This is a genomic window from Streptomyces sp. NPDC000151 (assembly GCF_040301705.1).
GTDB lineage: Bacteria > Actinomycetota > Actinomycetes > Streptomycetales > Streptomycetaceae > Streptomyces.
Map to the genome: position 1 here is coordinate 16,229 of NZ_JBEPFC010000017.1, position 20,339 is coordinate 36,567.

At 69.5% G+C, this 20,339-nt stretch carries 17 protein-coding genes, 1 tRNA gene and 1 pseudogene; 12 read left to right on the top strand and 7 right to left on the bottom strand.

Going from position 1 to position 20,339, the window contains the following annotated elements:
- Positions 1-192 precede the first annotated feature (192 nt).
- Both ABT381_RS08175 and ABT381_RS08180 read right to left on the bottom strand, forming a co-directional pair.
- Positions 193-558, bottom strand: coding sequence for a hypothetical protein (locus tag ABT381_RS08175; RefSeq protein WP_351589543.1), 366 nt, complete (start codon positions 556-558; stop codon positions 193-195).
- On the bottom strand, positions 539-952 hold the full coding sequence (locus tag ABT381_RS08180; protein ID WP_351589546.1) for a hypothetical protein: 414 nt from the start codon (positions 950-952) through the stop codon (positions 539-541). The genes ABT381_RS08175 and ABT381_RS08180 overlap by 20 nt, the downstream gene beginning before the upstream one ends.
- Before the next feature lie 730 nt (positions 953-1,682).
- Here ABT381_RS08180 and ABT381_RS08185 point away from each other — a divergent pair.
- Positions 1,683-1,743, top strand: a tRNA-Tyr gene (locus ABT381_RS08185).
- A gap of 451 nt (positions 1,744-2,194) precedes the next feature.
- Here ABT381_RS08185 and ABT381_RS08190 read toward each other — a convergent pair.
- A complete protein-coding gene (locus ABT381_RS08190; protein WP_351589549.1) occupies positions 2,195-4,366 on the bottom strand; it encodes an ATP-binding protein in 2,172 nt (723 codons plus the stop codon).
- 896 nt (positions 4,367-5,262) lie between these two features.
- On the opposite strand from ABT381_RS08190, the gene ABT381_RS08195 reads away from it, so the two are divergent.
- From ABT381_RS08195 to ABT381_RS08210, 4 genes and pseudogenes are all read left to right on the top strand, one after another.
- Positions 5,263-5,493, top strand: a complete 231-nt coding sequence (locus ABT381_RS08195; RefSeq protein WP_351589552.1) for a hypothetical protein — start codon at positions 5,263-5,265, stop codon at positions 5,491-5,493.
- A complete protein-coding gene (locus ABT381_RS08200; protein WP_351589555.1) occupies positions 5,481-6,620 on the top strand; it encodes a response regulator in 1,140 nt (379 codons plus the stop codon). Before ABT381_RS08195 ends, ABT381_RS08200 begins: the two co-directional genes overlap by 13 nt.
- Before the next feature lie 184 nt (positions 6,621-6,804).
- Positions 6,805-7,193: pseudogene (locus ABT381_RS08205) on the top strand (serine hydrolase domain-containing protein); the annotation flags it as partial.
- A 1-nt stretch (position 7,194) separates the two neighbouring features.
- Complete coding sequence (locus tag ABT381_RS08210) at positions 7,195-7,404, top strand: DUF6233 domain-containing protein (protein ID WP_351589558.1); 210 nt, start codon at positions 7,195-7,197, stop codon at positions 7,402-7,404.
- Here the strand turns inward: ABT381_RS08210 and darG are convergent.
- The 3 genes from darG to ABT381_RS08225 form a co-directional block, all read right to left on the bottom strand.
- The gene (gene darG, locus ABT381_RS08215) at positions 7,401-8,507 is read right to left on the bottom strand and encodes a type II toxin-antitoxin system antitoxin DNA ADP-ribosyl glycohydrolase DarG (RefSeq protein ID WP_351589561.1); all 1,107 of its coding nucleotides are present in this window, start codon (positions 8,505-8,507) and stop codon (positions 7,401-7,403) included. The two genes, ABT381_RS08210 and darG, sit on opposite strands and share 4 nt — an antisense overlap.
- 4 nt (positions 8,508-8,511) lie before the next feature.
- Positions 8,512-9,105, bottom strand: a complete 594-nt coding sequence (locus ABT381_RS08220; RefSeq protein WP_351589564.1) for a DUF4433 domain-containing protein — start codon at positions 9,103-9,105, stop codon at positions 8,512-8,514.
- A 407-nt stretch (positions 9,106-9,512) separates the two neighbouring features.
- Positions 9,513-10,313, bottom strand: coding sequence for a VOC family protein (locus ABT381_RS08225; protein WP_351589567.1), 801 nt, complete (start codon positions 10,311-10,313; stop codon positions 9,513-9,515).
- Between the two features lie 228 nt (positions 10,314-10,541).
- On the opposite strand from ABT381_RS08225, the gene ABT381_RS08230 reads away from it, so the two are divergent.
- From ABT381_RS08230 to ABT381_RS08260, 7 genes are all read left to right on the top strand, one after another.
- Positions 10,542-11,075, top strand: a complete 534-nt coding sequence (locus ABT381_RS08230) for a GNAT family N-acetyltransferase (RefSeq protein ID WP_351589570.1) — start codon at positions 10,542-10,544, stop codon at positions 11,073-11,075.
- 183 nt (positions 11,076-11,258) lie between these two features.
- A complete protein-coding gene (locus tag ABT381_RS08235; RefSeq protein WP_351589573.1) occupies positions 11,259-12,767 on the top strand; it encodes an ABC transporter substrate-binding protein in 1,509 nt (502 codons plus the stop codon).
- A gap of 49 nt (positions 12,768-12,816) precedes the next feature.
- Positions 12,817-14,718: an ABC transporter permease subunit gene (locus tag ABT381_RS08240; protein WP_467754467.1), complete on the top strand. Its 1,902-nt coding sequence runs from the start codon at positions 12,817-12,819 to the stop codon at positions 14,716-14,718.
- 5 nt (positions 14,719-14,723) lie between these two features.
- Positions 14,724-16,010 carry an MDR family MFS transporter gene (locus ABT381_RS08245; RefSeq protein WP_351589699.1) on the top strand — a complete coding sequence of 429 codons (1,287 nt, stop codon included), beginning with the start codon at positions 14,724-14,726 and terminating at the stop codon, positions 16,008-16,010.
- Positions 16,011-16,196: 186 nt separating this feature from the next.
- Positions 16,197-17,471 (top strand): aspartate aminotransferase type Ic, encoded by a 1,275-nt coding sequence (locus tag ABT381_RS08250; protein ID WP_351589576.1) that lies wholly within the window; start codon positions 16,197-16,199, stop codon positions 17,469-17,471.
- 185 nt (positions 17,472-17,656) lie between these two features.
- On the top strand, positions 17,657-18,760 hold the full coding sequence (locus ABT381_RS08255) for a M24 family metallopeptidase (RefSeq protein ID WP_467754475.1): 1,104 nt from the start codon (positions 17,657-17,659) through the stop codon (positions 18,758-18,760).
- A gap of 243 nt (positions 18,761-19,003) precedes the next feature.
- The gene (locus ABT381_RS08260; protein ID WP_351589703.1) at positions 19,004-19,648 is read left to right on the top strand and encodes a pentapeptide repeat-containing protein; all 645 of its coding nucleotides are present in this window, start codon (positions 19,004-19,006) and stop codon (positions 19,646-19,648) included.
- Positions 19,649-19,719: 71 nt separating this feature from the next.
- Here ABT381_RS08260 and ABT381_RS08265 read toward each other — a convergent pair whose 3' ends face one another.
- Positions 19,720-20,217: a hypothetical protein gene (locus ABT381_RS08265; protein WP_351589579.1), complete on the bottom strand. Its 498-nt coding sequence runs from the start codon at positions 20,215-20,217 to the stop codon at positions 19,720-19,722.
- Between the last annotated feature and the right edge of the window lie 122 nt (positions 20,218-20,339).

A 20,339-nucleotide genomic window follows, 5' to 3' on the forward strand; every position in this document is an offset into this window, starting at 1 on the left:
GACGGCCGGAGAGCAGGAGCCCGAACGAACACGGCCGCGGTCAAAGACGTGCGCCCCGTGGGGCCCTCCTGCTGCCGTGATGTATGGGGGCACCGTAGGCGAGTTCCGAGTGTGGCGTGCGCTGGATGGGAGCCGGGGTGAGTGGTGGGTAAGGGCGGGTGGCTATCGAACCCTCGCCAGCTGCAGCAAGGGTCACAGCCAGAGAATCAGGGCAACAATCACAGCGAGCACAAGGAAGGGACTGGCAACTGCCTTACGAAGCTCACGTTCACCTTTGCCGGGAAACATGGGATCGTCACCCTCGTCGGTGAACTGGGTTGGCGAGGCTGTCTTGCCAGTCAGGATGTCACTCGCATCCCGGACCAGTGCAGCGGCCGCCTTCACGTCGCCCGATTCCTTCAGCATCGCATCCACTTTGGCCAACATCTGGGGCGAGGAGACCGCCAGGCGTCGCACGTTTCGTTTGGTCTCCTCGTCAATCCCCTCGTTGTTAATAATGGTCTGAAATACGCTGCCGTTGTTGGTTTGAATGTACTGGTCAATCGCCGTCCCGGCCATTATCCCCTCCACCGCATTTCGTGTTGCTCACTAGTGAGGGCGCGTGTTCCAGACTTAGGCGAAAAGAAGAGGCGCATTCTCCTCCGCTCTTGGACTGGCCAAGTGGACCGGCCAGAATTATCGCGATCAAGACCGCGGCGATAGCCGAGACGGTGGCCACGCCGATCCGCGCAAATGGATTGAGCGCTTGGCCGATCGTCCTGACCAAGGTGGGCCACTTGTGTGTGACCCACAAGACGAAAGCCATGCCGATGACGGCAAACACGAGCACTCGATCTCGGACAAAAGCCCCGACGTACTCGTCAGAAGAAAGCTGGACTAGGCGCCCTATGAACCACTCGAGAGCTGGCCACGCATAGGGAAAGTATTTACTGATCAGTTCGATGCCGAGCAAGGTCGCCAGGATGGCCAAGATAGTGCCGATTACGTAATAAGCGATCCCAAGCCACCCTGCACCGTTAGTGGTAGGGAGCCTCACCGCTTGCCGTCGCGGTAGTTATTCTGGGACACGGTGCCATTGTTAGTTTCAATGAACTGTCCGTTGACGGTGAAGCCGCCCGACCGGGCGCTGCGAGGGGGGTGAGGGGTGCTGGTGACGCCATCGTCCGACTGCGTGTTGCTGGCGGGAGGCGGAGAGGTGGGGGCAGGACTACCGGCGGATCGTGAGCGTGTCCACCTCGCTGTGATCACGGCGCCGCCGAGTAGGGCCACTCCGCCGATCAAGGCGGCAACTATCTCGATCATGGAGTCCCCCTGAGCATCCGTGAAAGGTCAACAACATCCTACCTAACAGGGGTAGTTGCCGACTCGCACATCCGTCAGGGCTGGTGCCTCTTCCTGCGCGTGTCTCGTAGGCTTCTCTGGGCTGTGTGACGATGGCCGGGGCGCTGAGCGACGATCGGCACTGAGGGACGAGTCGCAGCCGTCCCAAATGAACCCGCAGGTTAGCCACTCTGGCCCGTGGGTTGACGCCCAGGGCTGGTGGTCAGGCTGGGGCTCTGCCTCCACTCGAATCTGATGGAAGGCTGACATCACCGGCTGACATCACCGGCTGACATCAACAGTGCCGGACGAGCCTGGTCACCAGTGCCTCTGCCCGGTCGTCGTGCCAGTCGATGACAGCAGCCGGTGTTGGCTCGGGTCGAACTTGTAAAGCGAAGGTCGTCGGTTCGAATCCGACAGGGGGCTCTGCGAAACGCCAGGTCAGGGGCCCTCCCGTCCAGAGGACGGGAGGGCCCCTGCGCTCGCGGCACACGTATGGCACACATGCGGTGCGCGCGGAAGGCGGGGGGCTGCCGACGGTGACCTTGGACGACGAGCTGTCCCGGCGCCGACACGAGAAGCTGATCGCCCGGTCGGAGTCGCTGATGAGGGCAGCCGCGGGTTGGCGGCGCCGCGCGCCGCTGCACGCTGGCCGGATGCCGATGACAGTGCCTGGGCGTTCATCGGGCGGACCTCGGTCAGCACGTCGATCACTGAGCAGGTGATCCATCCGGACGGCTGCAGGGTCTCGGTGATGGCGTGCGGCAGCAACATTCCCCTGTTCACGGTTGGCGGGGCCGTGCGTGCTTCGCGACGACGGGTCCTCTCGACCGGCACCTCGGCGCGTTGCGGACGGCCGGTGGTGGCTGTTGGGTCAGGGAGGGGGTGGTGCGGAGTCGGGGCTGAGGGCGTGGGCGATGCCGGTGTCCAGGTCGGTGGCGTAGCCGGCGTCGAAGGCACGCTGGTAGGCGTGGTCGCCGAGGGCGGCGCGGGTCTGCTTTTCGCAGGTTTGGCGGGCGGCCATCATTGTGGCGACGCCCGCCTGCGGCCGGCCGAGCGTGTCCCACAGCTGCGAGGCCAGGCCGAGCAACCAGGCGGCGTCCCGGCTCTGCACCATGGCGACGGCGGCCCGGGCCAGCGATTCGAGGGCCAGGCTGCTGCCCACGCCGTCGCGCAGCCGGTGCTTGACCAGCAGCGCGGCCCGGGCGTGCTCCCGCGCGGCCGGGAACCGGCCACGGGCCAGCTCGGCCCAGGAACGGACCAGGTCGCCCCAGGCGCGCATGCAGCGCTCGCCGTTGCGGTCGCAGGCGGCGCTCAGCTCGTCCAGCCAGGCGACGGCCTCCTCGAAGCGGCCCGCGGTGACGAGCGCGTGGGTGCCGAGAGTCAAGGCCGCCAGGGGGAGGTAGGTGAGTGGTTTCTCGCGCCAGTCCGTGGCGAGCTGCGCCTCGGCCAGGGACACCCCCTGCGTCAGGTCGCCGCGCAGCGACGCCACCCGCAGCTCGGTGGCCGTCGCGTACATCCGCTCCGAGTCGCCGAAGTGTGCGGCCAGGGCGGCGGATTCGGCGGCCCGTTCCTCAAGGGCGGGCAGATCGCCCAGGAAGCACAGTAGCTGGCCGCAGGCGTGCAGCGCCTTCGCGCGCGCCCTGGAGGGGGCGGGGTCGGCGGCCAGGGCCCGGTCCAGGTAGTGCCGGCCTTCCTTGAGGAACCCGCAGCCGTGCCAGAAGAACCACAGTGATCCGGTCAGCTCCAGCGCGGTGTGGCCCGGGGTGTGGCCCTCGGTGTGGCCCTCGGCTTCGGTCAGGCTGTACTCCAGGGCGGCGCGGATGTTGTCGTGCTCGGCGGTCATCCGGTCGAACCAGGCGAACTGGTCGGGTCCGATCCAGGCGGCGTCGCCCCGGCGGGCCAGCCGCAGATAGTGGTCGCGGTGGCGGCGGCGCAGCGTGTCGTCCTCGCCGAGGCCGCGCAGCCAGTGGGCGCCGTACTCGCGGATGGTGTCCAGCATGCGGTAGCGCTCGCCGCCCCCGGTGGGCTGCCAGATCAGGATCGACTTCTCCGTCAGCGTGCCCAGTACGGCGGGGATCTGCTGGGCCGGGAGGTGGTCGTCGGCGCAGACCTGCCGGGCGGTGTCGGCGTCGAAGCTGCCGGCGAAGGCCGACAGCCGTGCCCACAGGAGCCGTTCGGCGGGAGTGCACAGTTCGTGGCTCCAGCCGATGGCGGTGCGCAGGGCCTGGTGCCAGGGAGGTTCGGCGTCGCGCGCGGCGTCGTCGGTGTCGCCGAGGACGGCGAAACGGTCGTCCAGCCGGGCGGTCAGTTCCCGTACTGGCAGATCACGCAGGCGGGCCGCGGCCAGTTCGATCGCCAGGGGCAGTCCGTCCAGCCGTCGGGCCAGCCGGACCAGCTCCGCGCGGTCGGCGTCGGTGACGGTGAAACCGGGCACCGCCTCCGTGGCGCGCATGGTGAGCAGGAGCACCGCGTCCGCCCTGCCCGCCGACGCGTCGTCGGCCTCGGGCACGGGCAGCGGCTCGACGGTGAGGACCCGTTCGCCCGTCACGTTCAGGGTGCGGCGGCTGGTGGCCAGGATCCGCAGGCCGGGCGCGGCCCGCAGCAGGGCCTCGGCGGCGAGCGCGCAGGCGTCGGTCAGGTGCTCGCAGGTGTCCAGCACCAGCAGCAGTTCCCGGTCGGCCAGGTACTCCGTCAGCACGTCGATCATCGGCCGAGTGGTCTGATCGGCCAGCGGCAGGGCTTCGGCGATGGTGTGCGCCAGCAGTTCGCCCTGGCGGAGTGGTGAGAGTTCCACCAGCCAGGCGCCGTCACGGAAGCCGGGCTGGAGGGCGGCGGCGGCATTCAGCGCCACCCGGGTCTTGCCCACCCCGCCGACCCCGGTCAGCGTCACCAGCCGCGTCGGCCCTTCGCGCGACGACCCCTCGAACAGCCGTCGGATCTCCGCCACCTCCGCCCGGCGATCGACCGTCCCCGTCCGCGGCCGGGTCAGATTCCCCACCCTCCGCTCTTCGTGCGGCTCTTCGCGCTGCCACTTCGCCGCCACGACGATCGCCCTCCCCGGCCCGGCTCCACGCCCCGCTGCGTGTGCCGCGAACGGCAGCCTGCACCACCGCGCCACGCTCCGTGACCGTTAACGACAAAGTGCCCGCATGTGCCACATGGCGGATCACAACAGAACACATCGGACCAGATGGCGATCAACCTGCCGATCATCCTGTCGATCATCCTGCGATCCCCAGAGTCACACGCAACAGGCCAGGCCCGGCACGGGTCCGGCACACATAAGGCCGGAAAGCGCTGCGAACGCATGAGAACCCGGGAGAGGTGCTTTCCCGGGTCAGGTGCGCTATGGCCGGCGTTTGTGTACGTCACACCCTTGACCGGAGAAAACTTGACCGGAGAAAACTTGTAAGGCGAAGGTCGTCGGTTCGAAAGCGACAGAGGTCTCAAAGAAAAGAACGCGCTGATCTATGGCTTCCCCGCAAGGTGGGCGCTCTACTCGGCCTCGGACTCCTCGTCCGAGGCCGTTTGCGTGAGCGGACGTGCCGCCAGCCTCGGGCTTCGCTGCGGACTTTTCGGCACCGTCCCGCCATGCGGGCGCGCGGCACGAGCCGGGCTGCGCCCTCGGCGTTGGCGAGCTCGGCCGTGTCAGCGGCGATGCGGAATGGTCGAGTCACCCGCTGCAACGATCACGGGTGCGTTTGCCCACCGGCATCATGGGGGCGCTGAGGTGTTGCCGGGTCCGTTGCCACGTCCGGGGAGACAGCAACCGCTCGCCGCAATGAAGCTGCTGCTGAGCCTGATGCTGAGGGTGTTGCAGGGTTCAAAGACGACGCGGCGCAACACGTGACGGGTCCGTCAAGCTGTGTGGCCAGGCCATCCGTTCATGCCGTGGGAGGCATCATGGACCACCCCCTACTTTCAGCGAGGGCTGCGCTTGTGCTGCTGCTCGCAGTCCTGACCGGCCTCGCTGCCGGGGTGCTGACCGCTTTGTCGGGCGGCGGTCTTGCGTCGTGCGTTCTCTGCGGCGGCGGCAGCTTCGGAGTGGCAACGGGGTTCTTCAACCGGATCGTGGCGCCCGAGCGGGCCGATGCCTCCCACACCAGCGACCGGCAGCGTCACCGGAGCCCCGAGGCGGAAGCGGGAGGGGAGCGTACATGGGCGAACTGAAGCCTCTCGACCCGGACCTGACCGGCGAGTCCTACGCGCTCGCCGACGCCCTGCGCGGGATCTTCGGCGGACTGGAAATATCGGTACGGCGCTACGCGGCCCGTCGCAGGCGCGACCCCGGCGCCCTGTCCCGCTACCTGAACGGCACGCGGGTCCCTCCGTGGGAAGTGGTCACAGACCTTCTGACCGACCTTGGGGCACATCGAGGCGTGCCACCGAAGCCGGAGGCGATCGACCTGTTGCGTACGCTGTACCGTCATGCTGTCCGGGCGAACCCCTCGCCACGGCATGGCGTCGAGCTGCTGCAGAACCAGCTGGCGCAGGCGGACCGGGACTCACGCGTGTCGAAAGAGCACCGCGACGTGCTCGGGGAAGCCCTGCTGGACCGCCGACACCGCATCGCGGATCTGGAGATGCGGCTGCATCAGCTCGAAGCCGAATGGGTCGCGGAGCGGGCCCGGGCCGAAGCGTTGGCCCAAGCTGCCCCGGACATCGCCGAACTGATCCGGGACCGCGACCAACTCCAGGAGGAGATCAAACGGCTCGTCGGCGAAGCACACGAGGCGGAGCTGCGCCGGGTCCGGGCAGAAGAGCGCTGCGCTTTGCTGGAACGGCAGCTGCGGAGCCTGGAGGGGAATTCGGCGGAAGAGGGAGAAGCAGAAGAGGGCATGAATGACGCAGCGTCCCTGGACGATGCTCCGCCTCTGGCCGGGGCGCGGCAACTGCGTATGCCGAGGGTGCTGCTCGTGGACGATCAGGCCGACAACCGGTTCGCGATGACGGCCGTGTTGGAGACTCTCGATCAGGAGATCGTCACGGTTTCCTCCGGACGAGAAGCCCTCAAGGCCCTCCTGGACCACGACGACTTCGCCGTAATTCTCCTGGACGTGCAGATGCCCGGGATGGACGGGTACGAGACCGCCGCGCACATCAAACGCCGGCCCCGCACCCGCGACATCCCGATCATCTTTCTCACGGCCATGGGCGCCGACCCGGAGCACTCAGCCCGCGGGTATGCGGCCGGGGCCGTCGACTACATCGGCAAGCCCTGCGACCCCTGGGCCCTGCGCGCCAAGGTCGCTGTCTTCACCGGCATCCACCTCGAACGTATCCAGCGCACACGCTGAATGGGGCCGTACCCGGTTCAGACATTGCCGATCGCGGCCAGATCGGTCCGCCTGTTGCATCACGAGTGAGCCCGGCCTCGGAGCAACGGACACAGCGCCAGCATGTGCGGCATGACGACGATCGACGGTGGGGTCGCACCCAGATTCGAACCTGTACGCGAGACGTTCGCGGCGAACCTTGAACGGGGCCACCGCAGCTGCGGCGCACCTGTTGGCCCTGCGCGGCGAGCTGGACCTGGACGCTCAGGTGGCCGAGTACTGGCCGGGGTTCGCCGCGAACGGCAAGGCGGACGTCTCTGTGCGCTGGTTACTCACCCACCAGGTCGGCTTGGTCGCACTGGACCAGCCGGTGCCGTTGGCCGATGCGCTGGCCTGGCAGCCGATAGCGGATGCACTGGCCGCTCAACGTCCCCTGTGGGCCCCGGACACCGCGCACGGGTACCACCGTCGTACCTTCGGCTGGCTGATCGGTGAGGTGATCCGCCACGTGTCCAGCCGCCCCCCCCGGGCCGCTTCTTCGCCGACGAGATCGCCGCCCCGCTGGGGCTGGACTTCTTCATCGGGCTGCTGGCGGATGGTGGCTGTGCATGTCAGAAGTTGTCACACTGCCGGCAAGCGCAGGCGCGGCATCAGTCAAGAAGAGGCGCGACGGGCGCTGGCGGGGAACATTGAGGCCGCCAGCACTGCAGCCCCGACAATGCGTTGGGGGGGGCGTGCAGCGGAACCATCCAGTGCGGGCCGCCGAGAACTGTCAGCTCGGTTTCAGCGCTATGCGTGTCCCTAGGCGGGTGAAAACTCCATCAAAGCTTGCTCGATGCTGGCATCAGGCACCACTGAGATCCACTCCAGCGTCGCGAGGTTCACAATGGACTGAATGATGTCTTCGCGTCGCAATGGAGGCCTCCGGCGCACTTTCCAAGCCTCCACTGCATGGATCACCTGAGAGGCAGTAGGTGATGCGCCGTATTTACGGGTCAGGAAATCAGTAGTGTAGTGAATGGTGGCCGCAATCTCTGCCTGCGTGGTGTCGAACCTAGCCATGAGGTCGCATGTGGAATCAATTGCCTGTTCCCACTTTTCCAGATCGACGCGATACTCTTGGCGGGCGGATTCGAAAGTGCTGCCCACTCGAACCTCGATCGTTTTCCCGAGTTGACGCTCGTTGATGAGGCCGTTATTTTGGAGCTTCGCGACAGTGGGTTTCAGTTGTGGCGCGAAGGGGCCGTGGCTCGCACGCTCATACGCAAGGTCGGTCGGGACTCCAGCGGCATTCGCGAAATAGGCGATTTTCTGGAACATGACACGACCTACTGGCCATCGGTAAGGCTGCCGCTCAAGCCTACTTAGGATTTCAACCAGAGCGACTTGCCACGAGTCCACGAATTGGATTGGACGCTCGGTATTCTCTGCGGAATCCCAGAGATTTAGCTGTTCAGGTCCTCCGATATTGGTCCCGAAAGGGGCGTAAAGTTCGACTGGAATGTCGAACTTCGCTAGATGCTGCACCAGCGTGGGGCCTACGACAGACCATTCGAGTTGGCCATTTCCGCAGCCTAGCGGTGGCACCGCTAGGCTCTTGAGCCCCCAGCGCTGGTAGTTTGCGCGCATGTATTCCAGGCCGGCCACGATGTCGTCTAGCTTGCTAACGCTGCGCCAATGTCCCTTGGTGGGGAAATTGATTACGACATGATCCCCGACATCGAAGGGGTAGGGCTGGCCGAGATGCACTTCTCCGGCGTGGCACCGACGTACGTAGTCCTCGTACATCTCGGGATACCGCTTCTTGAAAGCGGCGGCGATGCCTTTTCCCATGGCGCCCGCAGTGTTCACGGTGTTAACCAAGCCATGCATGGAGGACTTAAGCAGGTCTCCCTGCGTGATCCGCACGTTCCTAGCGGAAGTAGACATGAGCATTTACCTCTACCTTCCATCGAGGTTGCGAATCAACGCAAGTTTTATAGTCGTCCCCAGTGAGAGTATAGCAACCAATGATGTATTGCGGCAAAACGCGCCCGGGGACTAGCACTTCGGCACACCGCTGACGCTTGCGCTCGTTATATTCAAATGGATTGTCGTTGGTCCAGTACTTTGCGTACACGCGAGTTGCATCGAGATGCTCTAGACCTTCGGGGGAAGGGTAAAAGCGAGTGGTTGCCGTGGCTGCGTTTCCGTCTGTAATGACGGTTTGTGGAATGTCAAGTACTTCGTTTGTCACTCGAATTACTGCCAGTCCAGTTCGACCGTCATGTATAAGGCGGAACATCATTGGATTTCTGGCGCTAAAGTAAAGGTTCGCGTAGGAGTGGAGCGGTTCGCCGTTCGGTACTCTTTTGCCTTTGCGTAAATCTTGAACGGTTTCCAACGCCACCGATCGGTGAGGCAGTGAGTCGGCCATGTTGTGGCTGACGAGTCCATGTTGGCCAATGGACGCTACATTTTCGATAGGCGCTATGTAGTGCAGTTCCGCTACTCTGCTTCTTTCCATTCGCACTCCCGTCTTATTCGAGCGTGCCAGTAGGCGTTTAGGCTCGGCGTGCCACGACTCTCGTGAGCCCAGCGCGCTCCAAGCGCGCTGATGACCGCTCCCCTGTCTACTATGAGCGTATGAGGTGTGTCTGACACTCGCCTGGATCAGTTCGAAGCGTCGACGCTGGTGGCGGGTACGCGACGGCAGCCGTTGACGGCAACAAGGGGGCGCGTCGCTGTACTGCGGGAACTCTCCGCGCACCTTGTAGCCCCGGCTTGATCTGCAAGAGTGCCCCCTCCAGTGCCGCAAGAAGATCTTCCAAAGCGAAGGTCATCGGTTCGAATCCGGCAGGGGGCTCAGGTGCTGAACTGCGCGAACGCCCCGAACCGTGATTGGTTCGGGGCGTTTGGCGTCTGTGGCTGGGGTCACGCGGGGCCGGTTGCGTTGATGATGGCGAAGGTGGCGCCTTGGGGGTCCTGGAGGATGGACATGCGGCCGGCCATCATGTCGAAGGGGGGCTTGAGGACGTTGCCGCCGGCGCGGGTCAGGGCGGCGACCGTGCTGTCGGTGTCGTCGACCGCGAAGTACGGCAGCCAGTGCGACGGTACGTCCGGGGGGAGGTCCTCGAGGGCGGAGAGGTCCTGCATGCCGCCGACCATGCGGTCGGCCGCCGAGAGCGAGTAGTAGCCCTGCGCGCCCTCCATCGGGGCGGCGGTGAGGCCCAGTGTCCTGGAGTAGAAGGACGCGGCGGTGTCGGGGTCGCTGGTGTTGAGCTCGTTCCAGATGATCGCGCCGGGCTCGTTGACGATTCCGGCGCCGGGGAAGTCGCGGGCCTGCCAGAGGCCGAAGACGGCGTTCGTGGGGTCGCTGACCAGCGCCATGCGGCCGAGCGAGAGCACGTCCATGCCCGGCATGATCACGTGGCCACCGTTGGCCGTGGCCGCGTTCTCGGTGGCGTCCAGGTCGGCGGTGGCGAGATAGGTGGTCCATACCGTCGGCGGCATCGGGTCGGGCACGCTGCCGTCCGGGTTCCTCGCCGCCATGATTCCGGCGACCGGCTTGCCGTTCAGTGAGCAGACCGCGTAGCCCCCGGTCTCGGGCGGCCCGACCTCTCCCTGCCAGCCGAACAGGTCACGGTAGAAGTCGAGAGCGGCCTGCTGGTCCGGGACCATGAGGTCGAGCCAACAGGGTGTGCCGGGTGCGTAGGGACCGGTGACATCGGGCATGAGTGGCCTCCATGGATGAGCGGGGCGTCCTCCGGTGTGCGGAGCGGTGCGCGCCGCGGTGAGCAGCCTGCCGACTTTCCGTCCCATCGGTGCAGCACCCACATCAGTAGGGCACTTCCTCGCGGTGGGTGCACTTCTGCCGTGGCCATTCGGGCCTGTGTGCCGGGTGGCGATGCCCCGGTACGTACCCGCCGCAGTCCATTGCGGCTTAATGCCTATGATGCGCAAGTGCGTAATTACGGCATCAGAACAGCTACCCGCGACGACGTCGGCGCTGCGCGTGCCGTCATGCTCGACACCGTCTATCGCGACTTCGGTACGGGATATGTGCCGCGGTGGCACGGCGACATCATCGATCTGGAAGGGGCTTACCTGCGGCCCGAGCGGCATACGTTGCTGGTCGCGGTGGATGAGGAGGACGGTGGCGTCGTTGCCACCGGCGCGCTCGACTCTCGGGGGCCCGCGCATCCGCCGAATCCGGCCTGGATCGCCGAGCGGTTTCCCTCGGGGGAGACGGCGCAGCTGCGACGGGTGTACGTACGGGCCGAGCACCGGCGCCGCGGGCTGGCCCGGCGGCTGGTCGGGGAGCTGCTCGACTTCGCTGCGGCGGCCGGCGGGTATCGGTCGGTCTATCTGCACACGGACCCGGCGGTGCCCGGTGCCGAGGATTTCTGGCACTCGATGGGTAAAGCGGTGCATGACGAGCGGGGGGAGCCCGGCGGGTCGCGGGTCGTGCACTTCGAGGTGGCCATGCGGATGTAGCGAGGCGGGCGAATGCGGTACGTGCGCGTCGCGCCGCATTCCGGCCGCGCGGATGTCGTGCGTGCGCGTCGCGCCGTATCGACGAACACCTCGTGGGCGGTGCATGCACGCATTTAATGAAAATGATTGTCGGGTAGCCTTTGGCTGCTGTACGCCCCTGAACCCCACCCGAGAACGAGGACCATGCGCTCCGTCCGCCGCCGTCAGCTCATAGCCGGCCTGCTGGTCGCCCCCCTGCTCTCCGGCCTGCTCTCCGGCTGTTTCGCCGCCGGGAGCGGCTCGTCCTCGAACGGGTCGGCGGACGGTGCCCGGCTCAAGGTCGCGCTCGCCTTCCCGCCCTCCGAGAACTTCTCGCCGTACGGCGCCGACGCCACCCTGCTCAGCCGGCTCGGCGTTACCGAGGGCCTGACCAAGCTCGACGCCAACGGCGCCGCGGCGCCCGCGCTCGCCGCGTCCTGGACCAAGGAGAACGACCGCAGCTGGCTGTTCACGTTGCGCGAGGCGAAGTTCCAGGACGGTACGCGGGTCACGCCGTCCGCCGTCGCCGATGCCCTCGGGCACGCCGCCAAGGCCAAGACCGTCACCGCCGCGCTGTCGGGCGTCACGCTCACCGCCGAGCCCGTCGGCGACGACCGGGTCCGGATCACCACCGAGGCCCCCGACCCGGCCCTTCCCCAGCGCCTGTCCAGCCCTGGACTGGCCGTACTCTCCGCGAAGGCGTACGAGAAGGGGGCCAAGGTCAGCCCGGTCGGCACCGCCACCGGGCCGTTCGAGCTCACGAAGACCAGCGGTGCCACGGCCGCCACCCTCGATCGCTTCGACGACTACTGGGGCGGCCGCGCCCAGGCGTCCGGTATCGACGCGAAGTTCATCGCCGACGGGACCGCCCGGACGAACGCGCTGCGCACACATGATGTGGACATCGCCGAGGCGGTTCCCGTCTCGCAGGCCGCTTCCCTCGACAAGGGCAGCGGGCGCGAGACCGCCACGGCCCGTACGACGAGTCTTCAGCTCAACACCGGGTCCGGCGCCTTCAAGGACCCGGGGCTGCGCGCCGCGGCCCGTAAGGCGATCGACACCTCCGCGCTCGCCAAGGACGTGTACGAGGGCCATGCCGACCCCGGTGAGGGCGTCTTCGGGCCCGCGCTGACCTGGGCGCACGGCAAGCGCGGCAAGCCTGCCGGGCGGGCCGCGGCGACGGACCCCGACGGCACGCCGATCACCATCGGCACGTACGACAACCGGCCCGAGCTGCCCGAGGTCGCCCAGGTGCTCAAGCAGCAGCTGCAGAAGGCCGGATTTAAGGTGAAGCTGGAGGTCCGCGAGTCCGCGCGGATCGAGGGGGACGCGCTGGCGGGGAAGTTCGACGCGTTCGTCGGCGCCCGTAACACCATGCTCGACACCGGTGACCCGGTCTCCATCCTCGCCAGCGACTACACCTGCGACGGCAGCTACAACCTTTCCCAGCTGTGCGACAAGAAGGTCGACGCGGCCGTACGGAAGGCCGAGGACACGGCCGACACCGGGAAGCGGCAGGACGCGGCGATGGCCGCCGAGGCCGCGATCCTCGGCACGGACGCCGTCGTCCCGCTCGTCCACCAGCGGATCATCACCGGCGTCGGCACCTCCGTGGAGGGCGTGCTCCTCGACCCGTACGAGCGCACGTTGGTCGGCACCGGCACCCGGCGCTGAGCGGTATACGAGGTATCGGGGTATACGGGGTATGCGGGGTATGCGGGGTATGCGGTCGGTGCCGAAGGGGCATGTGCGCGGCGGGGTACGGCACTTCGTACGCGGTGGAGGGCTCGCGCCCCTCTGGCGGCTCGTCCTCGCCGCCGCCCTCGTGTGCGGGATCGGGCTGCTGCCCTGGCTGTCGCGTACCGATCCGGCGCTGACCGTGCTCAAGGCGCGTGCGGCGGAGCGTACGCCCACTCCTGAGGTACTGGCGTCCGTCCGGGCCGACATCGGGCTCGACGCCGGGCCGTTGCATCTGCTCGGCCAGTGGGCGGGCGGTCTGCTGCACGGGGACGCGGGGCGGTCGTGGATCTCCGGGGACGCGGTGCTGCCGTCGGTGGTGCAGGCGCTGGGCGTCTCGCTGCTGCTGATGGGCGCGGCGATCGTGGTGGCCGTCGGTACGGCCGCCGCGGTGTGCGCCCGTACGCTGCGGCTCGGCGCGCGCCGCCGGCTCTCCGGGCGCCGTCCGGGCGGCAGTGGTGCGGCCGTGCTCGCCGCGCTGCCCGAGTTCCTGACCGCCTCCGTACTCGCGACCGTGGTCGGCGTGCACCTCGGCTGGCTGCCGGCGCTCGGCTGGTACGGGCCCCAGTGGATGGTGCTGCCCGCGCTCTCGCTCGGCCTGCCCGCCGGAGCGCTGCTCGGGCGGCTCCTCGACGACCAGCTGCCCGGCGCCTTCGCCGAACCGTGGGCGCGCGCCGCGGCCGCCCGCGGCATACCGGAGGGGCGCATCGCGCGGCAGGCGCTGCGTCGCTGCGTGCCCGGACTGCTGCCGAACCTCGGCCTGTTCCTCGTGGGCCTGACCGGCGGCGCGGTCGCCGTGGAGCAGGTCTTCGACATCCCCGGGCTCGGGCGGTCGACGCTGCAGGCCGCCGTGGCGCAGGATCTGCCCGTACTGCAGACCAGTACGCTCGCGCTCGTCCTGCTCGCCGCCGTGGCCGGCGGGCTGGTCCGCCTCGTGGCCCGGCTCGCGCTCGGCCCCGCCCTGCGCGACGGCGCGCTGCAGTCCCTGCGCGGCCCGAAGCAGCCCGCGTCCGGCCGGCTGCCGCTCCTGTACGGCGCGTTGCTCGTGTGCGTCGTCGCGGGCGGCCTGCCGCGCGATCCGCTCGCCCTGAATACGGCGGCGCGGCTGGAGGTTCCGTCGTGGGCGCACCCGTTCGGTACGGACTCCCTGGGCCGGGACGTGCTGGCCCGGGTCGGGCACGGCGCGCTCACCACCCTCGCCCTCGCCCTCGCGATCAGCGCCGCCGCCCTGGTCATCGGCGTACTGCTCGGCCTGCTGCCCCGGCTGTCCGGGCCGCTCGTCGACACGGTCAACGCCGTACCGCCCGTGCTCGCCGGTCTGCTCGTCGCGGGCGTGGCGGGCAGCGGACCCGCGACCCCCGCGCTCGCCGTGGCCGCCGTCACCTGGACACCGCTGGCCGCCCACGCCTCCGCGCTGCTGCAACAGGAGCGCGCCACGCTCCACCTGGCGGCGACCCGGAGCCTCGGCGCGAGCCGCTGGTATCTGCTCCGGCGTGAGCTGCTGCCCGCCGTCCTGCCGCCCGTCACCCGCCACGCGCTGCTGCGCCTCCCCTCCGTCGCGCTGGCCCTCGCCGCGCTGGGCTTCCTCGGGCTCGGCGCGCAGCCGCCGTCGCCCGAGTGGGGCCTGCTGCTCTCCGAGAACCAGCCGTACGCCGAGCGGGCCCCCTGGACGGTGCTCGCGCCGGCCGCCGTGCTCGCGCTGCTGGGGGCGCTGGCGGTGACCGCGGCGGGCGGGGTGCGGATGCCGCGGGTTCTTCGGCGTACGCGGCGCGCGGACGTGCCCGCGGGATCCGGCTCCGCGTCTGCGGCGGAACCGGAGCCCGAGGTGCGGGAGGCCGTGGCGGCCGGGACAGCGGCCGGAGCGGGTGCCGGGACGGTGGCCCGGTGACGGGGATCGCCGCCGCGCGGCGTTCCCGACGCCCCCGTCGCGAACGAACCTGGCGGCACCTCTCCCCGCTGCTGCGGCTGCTGATCGCGACCCAACTCGCCTTCAACATCGGCTTCTTCGCCGTCCTGCCCTTCCTGGCCGAGCACCTGGGCACGGCCATCGGCATGGCGGGCTGGCTGGTCGGCCTGGTGCTCGGCCTGCGGACGTTCAGCCAGCAGGGGCTCTTCGTACTGGGCGGGGCCCTGACCGACCGGTACGGCGTGCGGCCCGTCGTCCTCACCGGCTGCGTGCTGCGGATCGCCGGTTTCGGCTGGCTGGGGTACGCGCAGCAGCCGTGGGCGGTCATCGGCGCCGTCCTGCTGATCGGGTTCGCCGCCGCCCTGTTCTCGCCCGCCGTCGAGTCCGAGGTCGCCCGCCAGTCGGTGCTCTGGGAGGAGACCGGGCACGGTCCCCGTACTCGCGTTCTGGGCCTGCTCAGTGTGGCGGGTCAGGCCGGCGCGTTCCTCGGTCCGCTGCTGGGCGCCCTGCTGCTGGCCGTCGACTTCCGCACGGCGTGCCTGGCGGGGGCCGGGGTCTTCGTGCTCGTACTGGCCGGGCACCTGTGGCTGCTGCCGCAGCACATCCCTGGCCGGGAGCGGGTACGGGCGCCGGGCGCGGTGCGCGAGATGCTGCGCAACCGGCGTTTCCTCGCGGTGTGCGGCGCATACGCGGCCTACCTCCTGGCGTACAACCAGCTCTACCTCGCCCTCCCCGCCGAAGTGGAGCGCGCCGCCGGCTCGCAGTCCCCGCTGGCCTGGCTCTTCGCCCTCTCCTCGCTGCTGGTCGTGGTCGCGCAGCTGCGGGTCACCCGCTGGGCCGCCGACCGGCTCGACCTCCGCCGCTCCATGGCGGCCGGGCTGCTCCTCATCTCCGCCGGGTTCGCCGTCGTGGCCGCCGCCCGCCCGGCCGCCTGGACCGGCACCGCCGGGCTGCTGCCCGCCGCGGCCTTCGTGGTCCTCCTCACGCTGGGCCAGATGCTGGTCACGCCGGCCGCCCGGGCCTGGGTACCGGACCTGGCACCCACCGGCCGGCTCGGCCTCTATACGGGCGCGATGTCCTCGGTCTCCGGCCTGCTCGTCCTGGCGGGCAGCGCCGCGACCGGCTCGCTGCTCGACACCGGGCTGCCGGCCCCGGCCCCCTGGCTCGTCCTCGCCGCCGTCCCGCTCCTGGCGGTCGCACTGCTGCCGCGCCGTTCCCGTACGGACGACGCGGGCCCGGCCGGGGGCCGGCAGGCCCGGCGAGGCGCGTCATAAAGAGATCGGCAGTGCCGCACGGTCCGGGTACTCTCGGCGCTGCCCGCGTGCCTGGTGGGTGGAGGGGACCGCGGCGGGCCGTCGGCCGGCCGGCGGGGACCGGACGGTCGCTGTGCCTCGTGGCCCCGACGCGGACCGGCCGCGGTCACGGAGTACCGCACGCGACTTTGAGCAGGGATGACAGGTATGGATCTGACCACTCTCACGCACACCGAACTGTCCGACCGGCTCGAAGGGCTCCGTGACGAGCACGCCCGCCTCAAGGGCAGAGGGCTGCGCCTGGACCTGACCCGGGGCAAGCCGTCCGCCGAACAGTTGGACCTCGCGCAGCCGCTGCTGTCCCTGCCGGGCCCGGGCGACCACACCGCGCAGGACGGCACCGACGGCCGCAACTACGGCGGCCTCCAGGGGCTGGCCGAGCTGCGTACGACGTTCGCCGGGCTGCTCCAGGTGCCGGTGGAGCAGCTGGTCGCCTTCGGGAACTCCAGCCTGGAGCTGATGTACGAGTCGGTGGTGGACGCCGTGCTGTTCGGGCTGCCCGGGGCGCCCGGTCCCTGGCAGCGGGAGGGGCGGACGGCCGTACTGTGCCCCGTACCGGGTTACGACCGGCACTTCGCGCTGTGCGAGAAGCTCGGCATCGACATGATCCCGGTGCCGATGACGGAGAGCGGCCCGGACATGGACGAGGTCGAGCGCCTCGTCGCCGACAAACGCGTCAAGGGCATCTGGTGCGTACCGAAGTACAGCAACCCCACGGGCGCCTGCTACGCGCCGGAGACGGTGCGACGGCTGGCCGCCATGGAGACCGCAGCGCCGGACTTCCGCGTCTTCTGGGACAACGCCTACGCCGTGCACCAGCTGGAGGGCGAGCGCGAGCCGCTCGCCGACATCCTGGGTCTGTGCGAGGAGTACGGCAACGCCGACCGGGTGTTCGTCTTCGGCTCCACCTCGAAGATCACCGCGGCCGGCAGCGGCGTGGCCTTCTTCGGCTCCTCGCCCGCCAACGTGGGCTGGCTGCTCGGCCACCTCTCCAAGCGGACGATCGGCCCGGACAAGATCAACCAGCTCCGGCACGCCCGCTTCCTGCCCGACGCGGAGGCCGTGCACGCCCACATGGAGCGCCACGCCGAGCTGCTGCGGCCCAAGTTCGAGCTGGTGGATGCCGTACTGGAGAAGCGGCTCGGGGACACCGGCATCGCGACCTGGACCCGCCCGCGGGGCGGCTACTTCGTGAGCCTGGACATCCTGGACGGCTGCGCTGCCCGCGTCGTACAGCTCGCCAAGGAGGCGGGCGTCGCGCTGACCCCCGCCGGGGCGACGTTCCCGTACGGGAAGGACCCGCGGGACCGCAACATCCGCATCGCGCCCAGCTACCCCCGCCTGGAGGAGCTGGGCGACGCGCTGGAGGGGCTGGCGCTCTGCGCCGAACTGGCGGCGGTCGAGAAGCTGCTGGAGGGCTGAGCCCACGCGCGCCCCGGGCGGAGCGAACGCTGCGTCCGGGGCGCGGATGTCGGGCTCTCCGGCACGTTCGGTCCCCGGACGGCTTCTTTCCGCGTAAATTCCGGGGCATGGCGACTTCTGAGGGGACGACGGCGGCGACGGCGAGCACGGAGACTGCTGACACGGATGCGACTGCGCGTACGGGGGTGACCCGGGAGGATTACGAGCGGCGGATGGAGCGGGCCGGTCGGGCGGCCGCCGATGCCGGGCTGGCCGGGCTGATCGTCACGCCGGGGCCCGACCTGGTGTGGCTCACCGGCTACCAGCCGACCGCGATCACCGAGCGGCTGACCGCCCTGCTGCTCGCTGTGGGCAGCAAGCCGCGCCTGTTGGTGCCCGTACTGGAGCGGGCGGACACGCGGCACGCCGCGGGTGCCGGCGCGACGGAGGTCCTCGGGTGGCGCGACGGCGACGACCCGCATGCCGTGCTGGCGGAGCTGCTGGAACCGGAGCGGCGGTACGGCATCTCCGACGCGGCCTGGGCGATGCACCTCCTGGGGCTGCAGCGGACCCTGCCGGGCAGCGCGTACGCCTCGCTCACGGAGGCGCTGCCGATGCTGCGCGCCGTCAAGGACGCGTACGAGGTCGAGCGGCTGGCGGCGGCGGGCGCGGCCGCTGACGCTGCATACGAGGAGATCCTGGAGGTGCCCTTCGGGGGCCGGCGGGAGTGCGACGTGGCGGCGGACCTGGCGCGGCTGCTGCGCGAACACGGGCACAGCCAGGTGGACTTCACGGTGGTGGGCTCGGGGCCCAACGGGGCCGACCCGCACCACGAGGCGGGCGACCGGGTCATCGAGAACGGCGACATGGTCGTACTGGACTTCGGCGGCCTGAAGGACGGGTACGGCTCGGACACGACGCGGACCGTGCACGTGGGCGAGCCGACAGCGGAGGAGCGGAAGGTCCACGACATCGTCCGGGAGGCCCAGCAGGCGGCGTTCGAAGCGGTGCGGCCGGGGGCCGCCTGCCAGGACATCGACCGGGTGGCGCGCAAGGTGATCAAGGCGGCGGGGTACGGCGAGTACTTCATCCACCGGGTCGGGCACGGCATCGGTGTGACGACACACGAGCCGCCGTACATGGTCGAGGGCGAACACCTGCCCCTCGTACCGGGGATGTGCTTCTCGATCGAACCCGGGATCTATCTCCCGGGACGCTTCGGCGTACGGATCGAGGACATCGTGACGTGCACGGAGACGGGCGGACGACGGCTGAACAACACGGCCCGGGAGATGGGGATCGTGGGCTAGAGCGTGTCACCTCGTCACATCCGGCGCGCCGTCCGAGCGTGCGTCCCGCCGCCGCAGACGCGGTTGTTTCCGCTGGTCAGAGCGATTGTCAGTGGTGGGGTGCACGATGGATCAGGACGGGGCGGACGTGGGCGAGAGCGGACTGAGTGCGGATCGATCGTGATTGAGCGCGATCGGGCGCGATCGGGCGCGGAGAAGGGCGGTGGTCGTGTGACCGGCCGGGACGGGAACGCGGGGCGGACGATGCGGGCCGTACGACGACCGGAGGTGCGGCTGCCGGAGCTGGTGGCGTACGACGGAGGGGAGTGGGAGCCGGAGGGGGATTACGACGGACTGGAGTTCGCCGACGCGGACTTCGGGGGGCAGTCGGCGCGGGGCGCCCGGTTCATGGACTGCGCGGTGCGGCGGTGCGCGTGGGACGAGACGGTGCTGACCCGGGCGCGTTTCATCGACAGCGTGCTGGAGGGGGTGCGGGGCGTCGGCACGGACCTCTCGCAGGTGTCGCTGCGCGATGTGGAGGTGCGGGACGCCCGGCTGGGCGGGACGCAGCTGCACGGCGCGGTCCTGGAGCGGGTCGTGGTGCGCGGCGGGAAGATGGACTTCCTCAACCTGCGCAAGGCGAAGCTCCGCGACGTTGCGTTCGAGGACTGCGTGCTGCTGGAGGCGGACTTCGGCGGGGCCGAGCTGGAGCGCGTGACGTTCGACGGCTGCACGCTGGCGCGTACGGACTTCAGCCAGGCGCGGATGCGGGACGTCGATCTGCGGAGCGCGGCGGCGCTGGACATCGCGCGGGGCGTCGACCGGCTCGCGGGCGCGGTGATCAGCCCGGCCCAGCTCATGGACCTGGCCCCGGCCTTCGCGGCCGAGGTGGGCGTACTGGTGGAGTGACGAGCGGGAGCCCGGAAGAGGACGCGGAAGGGGACGCGGAAGCGGAGGAGACGGAGGGAGCGGGGGCGTGGTCAGACGCGGGGGAAGCGGGCCTGGAGGTCCCATACGAGCGGGTTGTCGGCCAGCCCGTCATGCATGTCCGTGAGGTCGGCGATCAGGTCGTGCAGGAAGTCGCGGGCCTCGCGGCGCAGCACGGCGTGGTTGAAGCTGAGCGGCGCCTCGTCGACCGGCACCCAGTCGGCGGTGACGTCGACCCAGCCGAAGCGGCGCTCGAACAGCAGCCGGTCGGCTGACTCGGTGAAGTCCAGTTCGGCGTGTTGCGGGCGGGCGGCGCGGCTGCCGTGCGGGTCGCGGTCGAGCCGCTCGACGATGTCGCACAGGGCCCAGGCGAAGTCCAGGACCGGCACCCAGCCCCAGGCCGTGGACAGTTCCCGGTCCGTCTCGGTGTCGGCGAGATAGACGTCCCCGCAGAACAGGTCGTGGCGCAGCGCGCGGGCGTCCGCGGTGCGGTAGTCCGTCTGCGGGGGGTCAGGGAAGCGCCGGGAGAGCGAGTAGCCGAGGTCGATCACGTAGCTGATGGTCGCACGTCGGTCGGAGTGATCGCTCCGGGCCGGACGCGGCGGGGCCGGGCGCGGCAGGGGGCGGGCGTGGCCGGGGCCGGGCGTGGCCGGGGCCGGGCGCCGGGCGGCCG